This is a genomic window from Micromonospora narathiwatensis, assembly GCF_900089605.1.
Taxonomy (GTDB): domain Bacteria; phylum Actinomycetota; class Actinomycetes; order Mycobacteriales; family Micromonosporaceae; genus Micromonospora; species Micromonospora narathiwatensis.
Window position 1 is genome coordinate 5,237,467 of sequence record NZ_LT594324.1, and the last position, 13,772, is coordinate 5,251,238.

The following is a 13,772-nucleotide window of genomic DNA, read 5'->3' on the forward strand; positions in this document are numbered from 1 at the left end:
CGAGGATCAGGACCGTGGGTGGCAACCTGTCCGCTTTCTTCGGCGTCGTCTCGCTGGTCACCGCGCTCGCCGCGGCCCTCTGGGCGGTGCTGCGGCTGCGCGCCCGGCGGGGCATCGCCACGGCCACCCAGCGGGCCACGTACGAGGTGCTGCACACCGCCGGGCTGGCCGCCGAGCCGCTGCGGGCCGGACTGGACGCGGCGGGCGCGGCGAAGGCCGTACGCCATCTGCGGGCGCTGGTCGGCGCGGCCGGCCTGGCCCTGACCGACCGGGAGGTCCTGCTCGCCCTCGACGGGCGCGGCGCGCACCACGGCGACCAGCTCCTCGCGGCGGCCCGGCGGGCGGTCAGCAGCGGCCGGTCGACGGTGCTGCGCGACTCGGAACTGCGCTGCGACCTGGTGGACTGCCCGGTCCGGGGCGCGGTGGTGGCACCGCTGAGCGCGGACGGCCGGCTGGTCGGGGCGCTGGTGGCGGTCGCCGACGGGCAGCCCGCGCCGGGTCTGGTGCAGGCGACCCTGGAGACCGCGCACTGGGCCGGCGACCAGCTCGCCCTCGCCGAGCTGGACTCGTCCAGGGAGCGCCTGGCCCGGGCCGAGGTACGCGCCCTGCGCGCCCAGATCAGCCCGCACTTCATCTACAACGCGCTGACCGCGATCGGCTCGTTCGTCCGGACCGACCCGGAGCGGGCCCGGGAGCTGATCCTGGAGTTCGCCGAGTTCACCCGCTACTCGTTCCGGGCGCACGGCGAGTTCACCACGCTCGCCGAGGAACTGCGTTCGATCGACCGGTACCTGACCATCGAGCGGGCCCGGTTCGGTGAGCGACTCCAGGTACGCCTCCAGATCGCCCCGGAGGTGCTGCCGGTGACCCTGCCGTTCCTCTGCCTCCAGCCGCTGGTGGAGAACGCGGTCCGGCACGGGTTGTCCCGCAAGCCGGGCACCGGCATGGTGAGCATCGAGGCCCGGGACGCGGGCGCGGAGTGCCACATCACGGTGGAGGACGACGGAGTGGGGATGGATCCGACGACGCTGGCCGCCGGCATCGCCGAGCTGGCCGGCATCGACCCGACCGACGACCCGGGCCAGCACGTCGGCCTCTCGAACGTCGACGAACGGCTCCGGTCGGTCTTCGGGGACAAGTTCGGCCTGGTCGTCGAGACCGGCCTGGGCTCCGGTACGAAGGTGAGCATGCGGGTGCCGAAGTTCCACCCCGGCGTACGGGTCCACTCGTGAACGCTTCCGGTTTCCTCCGGGTGCTGGCGGTGGACGACGAGCCGCCGGCGCTGGACGAGCTGGCGTACCACCTGCGGGCCGACCCCCGGGTGGCCCGGCTGCACACGGCGGGCGACGCGACCGAGGCGCTGCGGGTGCTCCGCGACGGCGACGTGGACGTGGTCTTCCTGGACATCCGGATGCCCGGCCTGGACGGCATGGAGCTGGCCCGGGTGCTGCGGCGGTTCGCCCGGCCACCGGCGATCGTCTTCGTCACCGCGTACGACGACGGCGCGGTGGACGCCTTCGACCTGGGCGCGACCGACTACGTGCGCAAGCCGGTACGCGCCGAGCGGCTGGCCGAGTCGCTGCGCCGGGTGATCGGCTCCCGGGTGCTGCCCTCGCACCCGGCGGCGCTGGCCCGGGCGGAGGAGGATCCGACGATCCCGATCGAGCTGGCCGGCACGACCCGGATGCTGCCCCGCTCGGCGGTGCGCTGGGTGGAGGCGCAGGGCGACTACGCCCGGCTGCACACCGCCGACGCGTCGCACCTGGTCCGGGTCTCGCTGGCCACCCTCGCCGAGCGCTGGGGGGATGCGGGGTTCGTACGGATCCACCGGTCTTACCTGGTGCAGTTGCGGCTGATCGCCGAGCTGCGGCTGGTCAACTCCGGCTACGTGGTGGTGGTCGACGGTACGGAGCTGCCGGTGAGCCGCCGGCACACCCGGGAGCTGAAGGACAAGCTGGTCCGGGCGGCGAAACAGGACTGGAACCGCTGAAACTCGCTCGGCCGTCCACAACGAAGCCCCACTCATCCACCGGGTTATCCACAGGAGTGAGGCGTTCTCCACAGGTTGTCCACAGGGCGAGGTGCTGGCGGTCGCGGACGGACGCCCCTTGACATTTACGTTGATCAGGCGAGACTGCCGGGGATGACCGGAGCGGACGAGCGGGGCGTTCCGGGGCGGCCGGCCGAGGTCGCTCCGGTGCCGGCCCCACGCGCGGCGCAGCCGCGCCGGCGTACCCGGATCGTGCTGGCCGAGGTGTCCCGACCGGGCAGCCGGGCGGACCGCACCCGGTCGGAGCTGACCCAGCAGACCCGGGTCGGCGAGACGCTGGTCCGGGGACTGGTCCGGGCCCAGCTCGCGCTGGCGCTGCGGATGAGTCTGCTGGTGCTGGTCGGGCTGGGCGGCCTGCCCTGGCTCTTCGCCATCGCGCCCTCCGTCGGGCGGGTCACCGTGCTCGGGATCAACCTGCCGTGGCTGCTGCTCGGGGTCGCCGCCTTCCCGTTCCTGATCGCGGTCGGCTGGGCGTACGTGCGGCTGGCGGAACGGAACGAGCAGGACTTCACCGACCTGATCCAGCGGCCGGAGCGCTGAGGTGGACAACGAGTACGTCGTCCCGGCGATCGTGGCGGTCACCCTGGTCACGGTCGGGATCGGCTTCTACGGGCTGCGGCTGGCGCGGACCACCTCCGACTTCCTGGTCGCCTCCCGGGCGGTCAGCCCCACCTGGAACGCCGCCGCGATCGGCGGGGAGTACCTGTCGGCGGCGAGCTTCCTGGGCGTGGCCGGCCTGATCCTCAAGTACGGCGTGGACGTGCTCTGGTACCCGGTCGGCTTCGCCGCGGGCTACCTGGCGCTGCTGCTCTTCGTGGCCGCCCCGCTACGCCGGTCCGGGGCGTTCACCCTGCCGGACTTCTGCGAGGTGCGGCTCGGCTCGCGGCGGCTGCGCAAACTGGCCACCGTCTTCGTGATCTTCATCGGCTGGCTCTACCTGGTGCCGCAGCTCCAGGGGGCGGGGCTGACCCTGGCCACGGTGACCGGCTCGGCGTACCCGGTGGGGGCGTTGCTGGTCGCCGTGGTGGTGACCGCGAACGTGGCGCTCGGCGGGATGCGGGCCATCACCTTCGTCCAGGCGTTCCAGTACTGGTTGAAGCTGACCGCGCTGGCCGTACCCGCGATCTTCCTGGCGTTGCACTGGCAGGCCGACGCCCGCCCGGCGGTGACCCCGCCCGACGGGCCGGCGTTCCGGGCCGCGACCACCGTCGTGGTCGAGCACCGCGCCACCCTCACCTTCCCCGACGGCGACATCCGGGAGGTACGCCCCGGCGACCGGCTCGACTTCGCCGCCGGCGACCCGGTGCCGGAGGTCTCCGGATCGGCCATCGACGCGACGGACTGGCTGCTGCCGGACACCGCCGAGGACGACGACCGGGGGCTGTTCAAGACGTACTCGCTGATCCTGGCCACCTTCCTCGGCACCATGGGCCTGCCGCACGTGCTGGTCCGCTTCTACACCAACCCGGACGGCGCCGCCGCCCGCCGTACCACGCTGGTGGTGCTGGCCCTGGTCGGCCTCTTCTATCTGATGCCCACCATCTACGGCGTGCTGGGCCGGATCTACACCCCGCAACTGCTGGTCACCGGGCAGACCGACGCGGTGGTGGTGCTGCTGCCCGGGGCGGTGCTCGGCGACGGCACGGCCGCGCGACTGCTCGCCGCGCTGGTCGCCGCCGGGGCGTTCGCCGCGTTCCTCTCCACCTCCTCCGGGCTGCTGACCAGCGTGGCCGGGGTGATCTCCACGGACGTACTGGGCCGCGGCTCGGTACCCGGCTTCCGGCTGGCCACCGTGATCGCCGGCGGGGTGCCGGCGGTGCTCGCGCTGAACGTCTCCGGGCTGGACGTCTCCGAGGTGGTCGGGCTGGCCTTCGCGGTGGCCGCGTCGAGCTTCTGCCCGCTGCTGGTGCTGGGCATCTGGTGGCGCGGGCTGACCGACCTGGGCGCCGCCGCCGGGGTGTTGGTCGGCGGTGGCGCCGCGATCGGCGCGGTGCTGCTCACGGTGCTGGGCCCGCCGCTGACCGGCTGGCCGGCCACGTTGACCACCCAGCCGGCCGCGTGGACGGTGCCGCTGGCGTTCACCGTGATGGTGGCGGTCTCGATGGCCACCCGACGCCGGCTGCCCCGCGACGTCGGCACCACGATGCTCCGCCTGCACGCCCCGGAGGCGCTGCGCCTGTAGGTACGGGGGTCGTAGCGCGTACGGCTGGGGGATGACGCGGGATCATCCCTGGGCGTGAGCGTCGGCTGGCGTCCGCGAGATACGGTCGGGCGCATGACCCATGAGCACCCCGCGCTGTCCCTCCGTGGCCTGGCCAAGCGGTTCGACACCAAGATCGCGGTCGCCGGGGTCGACCTGGACGTGCCGACCGGGTCGTTCTACGGGCTGCTCGGCCCGAACGGGGCCGGCAAGACCACCACCCTCTCCATGGCCGTCGGCCTGCTGCGGCCCGACGCCGGCCAGGCCCGGGTGCTCGGGTACGACGTCTGGGCCGACCCGGTGCACGCCAAGAGCCTGCTCGGCGTGATGCCGGACGGCGTCCGGCTCTTCGACCGGCTCAGCGGGGCGGAGTTGCTGGCGTACCACGGTCTGCTGCGCGGCATGGACCCGGCGGTGGTCGACCAGCGCGCGGCGGAGCTGCTGGACGTGCTGGCGCTCAGCGACGCCGGCCGCACCCTCGTGGTCGACTACTCGGCCGGCATGAAGAAGAAGATCGGCCTGGCCTGCGCGCTGCTGCACGGCCCCCGGCTGCTGGTGCTCGACGAGCCGTTCGAGGCGGTCGACCCGGTCTCGGCGGCGCTGATCCGCGACATCCTGCACCGGTACGTCGTCGGTGGCGGCACGGTCGTCTTCTCCAGTCATGTCATGGAGGTGGTCGAGCGCCTCTGCTCGCACGTGGCGATCCTCGCCGACGGGCGGATCAAGCGGGTCGGCACCCTCGACGAGGTACGCGGCGCCCGGTCCCTGGAGGAGGTCTTCGTCGAGGTGGTCGGCGGCCGGACCGCAACCGGTGAGGAGCTGTCGTGGCTGTCCCGGTGACCGCGCCCGACCGGCCGGCCCGCCGGGTCTCCGCCCGGCACTTCGTCCGGCTCAAGCTGCGCGTGCTGGGCAACAACTTCCGCGGCCAGGGATGGCGGATCGCGCTCTTCGTGGTGGGCGTCGTGATCGGGCTCTGGGTCGCCACCGGCGGTTTCTTCGCCCTGGCCGCGCCCGGCCTGGCCGGCGAGCCCCGGTACGCGCTCATGGTCGCCGCCTTCGGCGGGGGCCTGCTGGTGCTGGGCTGGCTGCTGATGCCGCTGGTCTTCTTCGGCGTGGACGAGACCCTGGACCCGGCCCGGTTCGCGCTGCTCCCGCTCTCCCGCCGCACCCTGGTCACCGGCCTGTACGCCGCCGCCCTGGTCAGCGTCCCGGTGCTGGCGACGCTGCTCGCGCTCACCGGGCTGGTGGTCACCGCCGGCGCGCTGGGCGGCTGGCCGGCCGCGCTGGTCGCCGCCGTCGGGGTGGTCGCCGGGCTGCTGCTCTGCGTGGCCGCCGCCCGCGCGGTGACCAGCGCCTTCGCCACCATGCTCCGCTCCCGCCGGGTACGCGACCTGGCCGCCGTCCTGCTCGCGGTGCTCGCCGCGCTGCTCGGGCCGTTGCAGATCGTGGTGATCGCCGCCGTCCAGCGGGCCGACTGGGACCGGCTGACCGGCGTGGCCCGCGTGGTCGGCTGGACCCCGTTCGGGGCGCCGTGGACCGCCGGCATCGACGTGGCCGAGGGCCGGGCCTGGGCCGCCGTGCCCAAGCTGCTGATCACCGCGCTGGCCATCGGTGCACTGCTCTACTGGTGGTCCCGCTCGCTGGAATCGGCGATGGTGGGTGCGGCCAGCGCCGGCCCGACCCGGGACCGGCGCGGCACGGTCGGCGGGGCGGTCGCCCAGCTCTTCCCCCGGGTGGTCGGCTGGGCGCGGCGGGACCGGTTCGGCGCGATGGTCGCCCGGGAGTGCCGCTACTGGTGGCGGGACGCCCGCCGGCGGGCCAACCTGATCACCATCGCGGTGGTCGGGATCTTCGTGCCGGTGATGGTCAACCTCGGTGGCTCCGGTTTCGCCGCCAGCGCCGAGGGCGGCTTCTCCTTCACCGGTCAGTCCTCGCCGGTGCTGGTCAGCCTCTCGATGATCTTCGTCGGGGTGCTCGCCTCGGTCACCCTGGCCAACCAGTTCGGCTTCGACGGCAGCGCGTACGCGGCCAACGTGGTGGCCGGCGTGCCGGGACGGCTGGAGCTGCGGGCCCGGATGACCGCGTTCGCGATCTACGTGGTGCCGATGCTCGTCGTGGTCGCGATCGTCGTGGCCAGCGTGCTGCGGCACCCCGGCTGGCTGGGTGCGATGGCCGGAGCGCTGTTCGCCGCGTACGGCACCGGGCTGGCGATCAACGGATTCGTCTCGGTGCTCGGCGCGTACGCGCTGCCCGAGACGAGCAACCCGTTCGCGATGAACACCGGTGCCGGGGTGGCGAAGAGCCTGCTCACCCTGCTGTCCATGGTCGCCTCGGCGGTCGCGGCGGTGCCGATGGTGGCCGCCGCGGCACTGCTCGGGGAACTCTGGCTCTGGCTGGCCCTGCCGGTCGGCCTGGCGTACGGGCTGGGTGCCGCACTGCTCGGCGCGTACCTGGCCGGCGACGTGCTGAACCGCCGCCAACCGGAACTGCTCACCGCCGTCACCCCCCGCCGCTGAGCCTTTCCCCCTGCTGCAAGATCGCGCACGTCAGTCCCCGTGGCCGGCCCGTAGGGCGGTGATCAGGGACCGCCAGGCGTCGGGGGTGAAGGAGAGCGCGGGGCCGGCGGGGTCCTTGCTGTCCCGGACCAGCACCACCCCGGCCAGATTGTCCGCCACCTCGACGCAGTTGCCGTCATTGTCCGACCGCGTCGACTTGCGCCAGCGGGGCGAGGCACTGGTCATGGCGTCACCTTCAGCTTGTTGATCAGGTCGATGGAGGCACTCTCGCTGAGCGCTTCGCCGAGCAGATGTTCCCACTTCCGCTGCACCAAGCCTATCCACTCCGGATGGTCGGCGATCTGCCCGCGTGCCGCGTTGTCGAGGCAGAGCAGGCGATCGTCTCCGGGAAGCTGCGCGAGCACGAAGCCACCGCCCATCGAGACGTGCGCGCCGACGGTGAGCGGCAGTACGTGCAGGCGCACCGGTGGCAGCTCGGCGGCTTCGAGTAGCCAGCCGAGCTGCCGATCCATGGCGTCCGGCCCACCGACGGGTCGGCGCAGCGCGCTCTCGTCGATGACGAACACGCATTCCGGCGGGTCCTCCCGGTGGAGCAGGCGCTGCCGGCTCATTCGGAGGTTGACCAGATCCTCCACCCGATCACTCCGGTACAACCCGCCGGCCGAGAAGACCGTGCGCGCATACTCCTCGGTCTGTAGGAGACCAGGAACCAGGCACGGCTCGAAGTAGCACAGCCGGGCGGCGCACTCCTCGTGGCCGGGCCACGACTCGAACCAGGACGGCCCGCTCAACCCGTCGTCGTCCTTGAGCAGGCCGGCGAGGAGGCCGCCGGTGCCGAGGGCCTGGTCGGCGGCGACGGCGAACTCCATGGTCGGGCGGCGGCGGCCGGTCTCGATCGCGGCGACCGTGGACGGGCTCCACTTGATCAGGGTGGCCAGCCCTTCCTGGGACACGTCCGCGCCGGCCCGGGCCGCCTTGAGGGCCCGGATCCACATCTCGATGTTCACCCTTACGTCTCCGGTAAGTACGTGACCGCGCTGCGTAGTAAGCCCTGGCATCCTCCCCTGTCCGCGCCGTCGAGTCCAGAGTGGAGACACGCGGCCCGGCTGGTGGAGGCGACGCCCGGCGGTCGGGTCCTGCGACGGGTCGCCCCGGTCATTCCCCCGGCCGGGGCGACCCCCGAGCCCCTGGGAGGTAGGCGATGTTCGGGTTCATCCGCCGCCGGAACGCGGCGCTGTGGCCGTACCGGAGGAAGAAGCCGGCGGTGCCGACCACCGCGACCGGTCCGGCGCGACCGAACCAGTCCCCGGCGTGGGCGACCGAGCCCACGGTGGCCTTCCCGCGACCGGGCCGCGCTGGCTGGCTCACCCCGGCCCAGACCTGGCGGGCGAACGGTGGCCGCTGGTGATCGTTCCCCCGGCGGGTCGGAGGGCCCATCTGCCGATGCACCCCACGTGGCGGTGCCGGGCGTGCGGGGCGCACTGGCCTTGCCAACCGGCGCGACTCGGCCTGCTGGTCGAGTACCGGCACGACCGGACGGCGCTGCTGGTGTACCTGGGTGGGCTGATGGCCGAGGCCGGCGAGCAACTCGGGCACGCCACCGGGTTGCACGAACGCTTTCTCGGCTGGGCGCGGGTCCGGGGCGGCACAATGTTTCACGTGAATCATGAGCCGGGCGCCGAGATCCACCACACCGACCCGTTCGCCGCGCCGACCGGGCAGCGGTCCCCGGTACGCCGGCTGCGCGGGCGGCTGGCCGCCCCGGTGACCCTGTGGACGGCTCCCGGGCCGGCCGGGCTGACGGTCTCGTCCACCCTGGTCGCCGAGGGGGAGCCGGATCGGCTGCTCGGGTTGGTCGATCCGGAGTCGGACCTGTGGGCGGTCGTCGAGGAGGCGGGGCGGTTCGCGGTGGCACCGCTGGGCCCGCCGCACCGGCAGCTCGCCGACCGCTTCGCCGGGCTCTTTCCGTCGCCGGGTGGCCTGTTCGCCATCGGCGCGTGGGCCGACACCCCGTACGGGCCGGTGCCGGCGGACGCGGGCGGGTGGGCCGGCTGCCGGCTCGACGCCGCCCGGGAGTACGGCTGGGGCCTGCTGGTCGAGGCCACCATCGAGGCGGTCGACCTGGCCGAGGAGACCGCCCCGCTCCTCCACTACCGGGGCCGCTACCGCGAGCTGGGCTGACTGTGAGCCAGATCGGCGATGAGGCGGTGTCCGAGCGCCCGGATGCCGCCACGTCGGCGAGGTGGAGTCGATCTAGATGTACCGGGCGACAACCGGTGAGCGGAGTGACCTGGGTCACTCGGCGCAGCCGGAGTGCCGTTCGGCGCAACCACTGACCGTCGCCGATCCGAACCTTTCCGGGCAGGGAACGCGCTCTCTACCGTGCGCGAAACTCCCCACGCCTTGCGAAGGTGGTGATCCACAGATGTCCACGGACACACCCGCGTCCGCGCCGGCCGAATCCGCGGCGGAGCGGTACCTGGCCGTACAGCGGTCGGACGAGTTCGCCGGGTTGCGGCGCGCGTTGCGCGGCTTCGTCTTCCCGATGACCGTCGCGTTCTTCCTGTGGTACGCGCTCTACGTCATCCTCTCCGCGTACGCGCGGGGCTTCATGGGCACGAAGCTCTTCGGCAACATCAACGTCGCCCTGGTCTTCGGCCTGCTCCAGTTCGTCTCCACGTTCGTCATCGCCTGGCTCTACTCGCGGTACGCCGACCGGCGGATCGATCCGGTCGCCGACCGGATCCGCGCCGAGATCGAGGAGGTGACCCATGAGGATGGTCCTCGCGGCTGAGGCGGGCAGCACCACCGCCCGCAACCTCACCATCACGCTCTTCCTGATCTTCGTGGCGATCACGCTGGCCATCACCGTCTGGGCCAGCCGGCAGACCAAGACCGCCACCGACTTCTACGCCGGCGGCCGCTCCTTCTCCGGCTTCCAGAACGGCATGGCGATCGGCGGCGACTACATGTCGGCCGCGTCCTTCCTCGGCATCGCCGGCATCATCGCCCTGTACGGCTACGACGGCTTCCTCTACTCCATCGGATTCCTGGTCGCCTGGCTGGTCGCGCTGTTGCTCGTCGCCGAACTGCTGCGCAACTCCGGCCGGTACACGATGGCCGACGTGCTGGCGTTCCGGATGCGGCAGCGGCCGGTCCGGACGGCGGCGGCGGTCTCCACGATCACCGTGTCGATCTTCTACCTGCTGGCCCAGATGGTCGGCGCGGGCGCGCTCGTCGCCCTGCTGCTCGGCATCAAGCCGGGCACCACCTTCCTCGGCATGGACGCCGACACCGCGAAGGTCGCGACCATCATCCTGGTCGGCGCCCTGATGATCATCTACGTCACCGTGGGCGGCATGAAGGGCACCACGTACGTGCAGATCGTCAAGGCGTTCCTGCTGATGAGCGGCGCCATCCTGATGACCCTGCTGGTGCTGGCGAAGTACAAGTTCAACCTCTCGTCGCTGCTCGGCGACGCGGCGCACGCCTCCGGCAAGGGAGCCGCGTTCCTCGAACCCGGGCTCCGCTACGGCGTGGAGACACCCGGCGACGCGTTGAAGACCTTCTACAGCAAGATGGACCTGCTCTCGCTCGGCATCGCCCTGGTGCTCGGCACGGCCGGGCTGCCGCACATCCTGATCCGCTTCTACACCGTGCCGACCGCGAAGACGGCCCGCAAGAGCGTGCTCTGGGCGATCGGCATCATCGGGCTGTTCTACCTGCTCACCCTCGCCCTGGGCTTCGGCGCGGCGGCGCTGGTCGGCGGGAAGGCCATCACCGAGCAGGACAAGGCCGGCAACATCGCCGCGCCGCTGCTCGCCGAGGCGCTCGGCAAGGACTTCCTCGGCGGCAGCCTGGGCGGCGCGACACTGCTGGCGATCATCGCGGCGGTCGCCTTCGCCACCATCCTGGCGGTGGTCGCCGGGTTGACCCTGGCCTCGTCGTCCAGCCTGGCGCACGACTTCTACAACAACGTGGTCAAGAACGGACAGGCGTCGGAGCGGCAGGAGGTGAGCGTCGCCCGGATCTCCGCCCTGGTGATCGGCGCGGTCGCCATCGTACTGTCGATCTTCGCGCAGAGCCTGAACGTGGCGTTCCTGGTGGCGTTGGCGTTCGCGGTGGCCGCCTCGGGCAACCTGCCGGCGATCCTCTACAGCCTGTTCTGGAAGCGGTTCAACACCTCCGGCGCGGTGTGGGCGATCTACGGCGGCCTGATCGCCGCCGTGGTGCTGGTCTTCTTCTCCCCGGTCGTCTCCGGGGCGCCGACGGCCATGTTCCCGGAACACGACTGGCACTGGTTCCCGCTGTCGAACCCGGGCATCATCTCGATCCCGATCGGCTTCCTCTGCGGCTGGGTCGGCACCCTGCTCTCCAAGGAGCAGGACGACGAGAAGTACGCCGAGTTGGAGGTGCGGGCGCTCACCGGCGCGGGCGCGCACTGACGACACGGCGGCACGGTGGGCCGGAGCCAACGAGGGCTCCGGCCCACCCGGCTGAGTAGGCTGGCCGGCATGAAGGTTGCTCCCCGTTTCGGATCCGGCCACCGTGTCCTCGTCACCGGCGGCGCCGGCTTCGTGCCGTCGCACCTGGTCGACCGGCTCATCGAGCGTGGTTGCACGGTCGTGGTGCTCGACAACTTCGTCACCGGTTCCAAGGACAACATCTCCCATCTGCTGGAGAAGCCGACCTTCACGCTGATCGAGGCGGACATCTCCGAGGGGCTGCCGACCGATCACCCGGCCATGACCGAGCGGTTCGACGCGATCCTGCACATGGCCTCCCCGGCCAGCCCCACCGACTTCGAGAAGCTGCCGGTGGAGATCCTGCGGGTCGGCTCGGTCGCCACCCTGCACCTGCTGGAGCGGGCCACCGCCGACGGCGCCCGGTTCCTGATGGCCTCCACCTCCGAGGCGTACGGGGACCCGAAGGAGCACCCGCAGCGCGAGTCGTACTGGGGCAACGTCAACCCGGTCGGCGTCCGGAGCGTCTACGACGAGGCGAAGCGCTTCGCGGAGGCGGCCACCATGGCGTATCACCGCAGCCGGGGCACCGACACCGCGATCGTCCGGATCTTCAACACGTACGGTCCGCGGATGCGGCCGGACGACGGCCGGGCCATCCCCACCTTCATCTCCCAGGCGCTGCGCGGCGATCCGATCACGGTGCACGGCACCGGCGACCAGACCCGTTCGATCTGCTACGTGGACGACCTGGTGCACGGCATCCTGCTGCTGCTCGACTCGACCGAGACCGGCCCGATCAACTGCGGCACCGAGCACGAGATGTCGATGCGGGAACTGGCCGAGACGATCGTGTCGCTCACCGGAAGCACCTCTGAAGTGAGCTACATCACTCGGGCCGCCGACGACCCGGAGATGCGGCGCCCCGACCTCACGCTCGCCCGTGAGCTGCTGGGCTACGAGCCCACCGTCGCGCCCGAAGACGGCTTGCGACGCACGATCGAGTACTTCCGCGGCCGGCTAGGGTACTGATCCCGACTGGAAGGTCGCTGACACCCGGTTCCACCTGAGGGTGGGACTGGTCCGCTCGACCTACCCTCGGTTACATGTCAGCGACCACGTCTGCCGGCTTTCCGCTCCCCCCTCTCAGTCGGAGCGCGGGCCGCGCCCAGGTCCCCGGCCCCGGCCAGGGCACCGCCGGACGCGCCCGCGTCACCGATGCCCGGCGGCTCCCGTCGTACGACGAGGGGCCGCGCTTCGGCGGCCCGGCCGGCCCTGGCGGACCCGGTGGACCCGGTGGACCCGGTGGACCCGGTGGACCCGGTGGACCGGGCAGCCCCGGGCGACGCGGCCCCCGCCCGCGCTGGGGGCGGATCGCCCTGGTGGCCGGCGTGGCGGTGCTGGTGCTCGCGCTGCTCGCCGGCACGGGGGCGTGGCTCTACGCCCGCAACCTCGACGACGACCTGGCCCGGACCGACCCCTTCTCGTCCATCACCGGGGGGCGGCCGGCCAAGAAGGTCGACGGCGCGCTCAACATCCTGCTGGCCGGCACCGACTCCCGGGACCCGGACGCCCCGATGGACAAGGCCGGCGAGTGGCGCGCCGACACCTTGATCCTCATGCACATCCCGGCCGACCACAAAACGGCCTACCTGGTCTCCATCCCGCGTGACCTGTACGTGCCGATCCCCGAGAACGCCGGCGCGTCCTGCGACTCCGGCTCGCGCAACAAGATCAACGCGGCCTTCGCGTTCGGCGGCCTGCCGCTCGCGGTGAAGACCGTGGAGTGCTTCACCGACGTCCGGATCGACCACGTCATGGCGATCGACTTCGGCGGGTTCAAGGAGGTCACAGACGCGCTCGGCGGCGTCGACCTCAAGGTCGACCGGACCATCACCTCGATCCACAAGCCGTACCGGAAGTTCACCAAGGGCGTGAACCACATGAACGGCGCCGAGGCCCTGGACTGGGTGCGGCAGCGCAAGCAGTTCCCCGACGGCGACTTCGCCCGGATGCGTCACCAGCAGGAGTTCCTCAAGGCGCTGATGGACAAGGCGGCCAGCACCGGCACATTGACCAACCCCAAGAAGCTGAACAGTTTTCTCAAGGCGGTCACCAGCGCGGTCACGGTCGACCAGGGATTCTCCCTGACCGACATGGCGGTGCAGTTCCGGAGCCTGCGCGGCGAGAACCTGACCTTCATCACCAGCCCCAATCTCGGCGGACGGGACATCGACGGTCAGTCGGTGGTGGTCTCCGACCGCGAGAAGGCGCTGGCGATGTACCAGGCCATCAGCGCGGACACGATGGCCGACTGGGTGAAGGCCAACCAGCAGGGCAACGGCACGGGCAACGGCGGCTGACACCCCCGAGGCCACCCGGCCGGCCGGCGGTCAACTTCGTCACACGGCAAACCAACCGCCGATCGGCCGCTTTCAATTAGCCGTTCGGGCAATTCATCAGCACGAGTGCCAGGATATGCGGAAATAGTCACCGGACGAGGTCGCGGGGACGGGAACGGGTACGTAAAGTAATCCCGCCCC

General features: G+C 71.8%; 14 protein-coding genes. 12 read left to right on the forward strand and 2 right to left on the reverse strand.

Annotated features, from left to right (window positions below):
* Positions 1-14 precede the first annotated feature (14 nt).
* From GA0070621_RS22920 to GA0070621_RS22945, 6 genes are all read left to right on the forward strand, one after another.
* Positions 15-1,232 carry a sensor histidine kinase gene (locus GA0070621_RS22920; protein WP_091199560.1) on the forward strand — a complete coding sequence of 406 codons (1,218 nt, stop codon included), beginning with the start codon at positions 15-17 and terminating at the stop codon, positions 1,230-1,232.
* Positions 1,229-1,990 (forward strand): LytR/AlgR family response regulator transcription factor, encoded by a 762-nt coding sequence (locus GA0070621_RS22925; protein ID WP_091199562.1) that lies wholly within the window; start codon positions 1,229-1,231, stop codon positions 1,988-1,990. The genes GA0070621_RS22920 and GA0070621_RS22925 overlap by 4 nt, the downstream gene beginning before the upstream one ends.
* A gap of 153 nt (positions 1,991-2,143) precedes the next feature.
* Positions 2,144-2,590, forward strand: a complete 447-nt coding sequence (locus tag GA0070621_RS22930; RefSeq protein WP_167667182.1) for a hypothetical protein — start codon at positions 2,144-2,146, stop codon at positions 2,588-2,590.
* Between the two features lies 1 nt (position 2,591).
* Positions 2,592-4,232 (forward strand): sodium/solute symporter, encoded by a 1,641-nt coding sequence (locus tag GA0070621_RS22935; RefSeq protein ID WP_091199564.1) that lies wholly within the window; start codon positions 2,592-2,594, stop codon positions 4,230-4,232.
* A gap of 93 nt (positions 4,233-4,325) precedes the next feature.
* Complete coding sequence (locus GA0070621_RS22940) at positions 4,326-5,090, forward strand: ABC transporter ATP-binding protein (protein WP_091199566.1); 765 nt, start codon at positions 4,326-4,328, stop codon at positions 5,088-5,090.
* Complete coding sequence (locus GA0070621_RS22945) at positions 5,075-6,766, forward strand: ABC transporter permease (protein WP_091199568.1); 1,692 nt, start codon at positions 5,075-5,077, stop codon at positions 6,764-6,766. The genes GA0070621_RS22940 and GA0070621_RS22945 overlap by 16 nt, the downstream gene beginning before the upstream one ends.
* A 30-nt stretch (positions 6,767-6,796) precedes the next feature.
* Here GA0070621_RS22945 and GA0070621_RS22950 read toward each other — a convergent pair whose 3' ends face one another.
* Together GA0070621_RS22950 and GA0070621_RS22955 are read right to left on the reverse strand one after the other, a co-directional pair.
* Positions 6,797-6,991, reverse strand: a complete 195-nt coding sequence (locus tag GA0070621_RS22950) for a DUF397 domain-containing protein (protein ID WP_091199571.1) — start codon at positions 6,989-6,991, stop codon at positions 6,797-6,799.
* The gene (locus GA0070621_RS22955; RefSeq protein ID WP_091199573.1) at positions 6,988-7,773 is read right to left on the reverse strand and encodes a helix-turn-helix domain-containing protein; all 786 of its coding nucleotides are present in this window, start codon (positions 7,771-7,773) and stop codon (positions 6,988-6,990) included. The genes GA0070621_RS22950 and GA0070621_RS22955 overlap by 4 nt, the downstream gene beginning before the upstream one ends.
* Positions 7,774-7,967: 194 nt before the next feature.
* Between GA0070621_RS22955 and GA0070621_RS22960 the strand changes: the two genes are divergently transcribed.
* The 6 genes from GA0070621_RS22960 (at position 7,968) to GA0070621_RS22985 (ending at position 13,592) form a co-directional block, all read left to right on the forward strand.
* Complete coding sequence (locus tag GA0070621_RS22960; protein WP_091199575.1) at positions 7,968-8,174, forward strand: hypothetical protein; 207 nt, start codon at positions 7,968-7,970, stop codon at positions 8,172-8,174.
* Positions 8,175-8,209: 35 nt separating this feature from the next.
* Entirely contained in the window at positions 8,210-8,947 is a 738-nt protein-coding gene (locus tag GA0070621_RS22965; protein WP_091199578.1) for a flavin reductase family protein, read from the forward strand.
* Between the two features lie 244 nt (positions 8,948-9,191).
* Positions 9,192-9,560, forward strand: a complete 369-nt coding sequence (locus tag GA0070621_RS22970) for a DUF485 domain-containing protein (RefSeq protein WP_091199580.1) — start codon at positions 9,192-9,194, stop codon at positions 9,558-9,560.
* Positions 9,538-11,211, forward strand: coding sequence for a solute symporter family protein (locus GA0070621_RS22975; RefSeq protein ID WP_091199582.1), 1,674 nt, complete (start codon positions 9,538-9,540; stop codon positions 11,209-11,211). The genes GA0070621_RS22970 and GA0070621_RS22975 overlap by 23 nt, the downstream gene beginning before the upstream one ends.
* A 69-nt stretch (positions 11,212-11,280) precedes the next feature.
* Positions 11,281-12,261, forward strand: a complete 981-nt coding sequence (locus GA0070621_RS22980) for a UDP-glucuronic acid decarboxylase family protein (RefSeq protein ID WP_091199584.1) — start codon at positions 11,281-11,283, stop codon at positions 12,259-12,261.
* A 74-nt stretch (positions 12,262-12,335) separates the two neighbouring features.
* Positions 12,336-13,592 carry an LCP family protein gene (locus tag GA0070621_RS22985; protein WP_091199586.1) on the forward strand — a complete coding sequence of 419 codons (1,257 nt, stop codon included), beginning with the start codon at positions 12,336-12,338 and terminating at the stop codon, positions 13,590-13,592.
* Positions 13,593-13,772: the final 180 nt, after the last annotated feature.

Excerpts from the sequence above, each read along its gene's own strand:
- GA0070621_RS22975 (WP_091199582.1), top strand. The coding sequence starts at position 9,538 with ATGAGGATGGTCCTCGCGGCTGAGGCGGGCAGCACCACCGCCCGCAAC.
- GA0070621_RS22970 (WP_091199580.1), top strand. The coding sequence starts at position 9,192 with ATGTCCACGGACACACCCGCGTCCGCGCCGGCCGAATCCGCGGCGGAG.
- GA0070621_RS22930 (WP_167667182.1), top strand. The coding sequence starts at position 2,144 with ATGACCGGAGCGGACGAGCGGGGCGTTCCGGGGCGGCCGGCCGAGGTC.
- GA0070621_RS22950 (WP_091199571.1), bottom strand. The coding sequence starts at position 6,991 with ATGACCAGTGCCTCGCCCCGCTGGCGCAAGTCGACGCGGTCGGACAAT.
- GA0070621_RS22985 (WP_091199586.1), top strand. The coding sequence starts at position 12,336 with ATGTCAGCGACCACGTCTGCCGGCTTTCCGCTCCCCCCTCTCAGTCGG.
- GA0070621_RS22965 (WP_091199578.1), top strand. The coding sequence starts at position 8,210 with ATGCACCCCACGTGGCGGTGCCGGGCGTGCGGGGCGCACTGGCCTTGC.
- GA0070621_RS22980 (WP_091199584.1), top strand. The coding sequence starts at position 11,281 with ATGAAGGTTGCTCCCCGTTTCGGATCCGGCCACCGTGTCCTCGTCACC.
- GA0070621_RS22960 (WP_091199575.1), top strand. The coding sequence starts at position 7,968 with ATGTTCGGGTTCATCCGCCGCCGGAACGCGGCGCTGTGGCCGTACCGG.
- GA0070621_RS22940 (WP_091199566.1), top strand. The coding sequence starts at position 4,326 with ATGACCCATGAGCACCCCGCGCTGTCCCTCCGTGGCCTGGCCAAGCGG.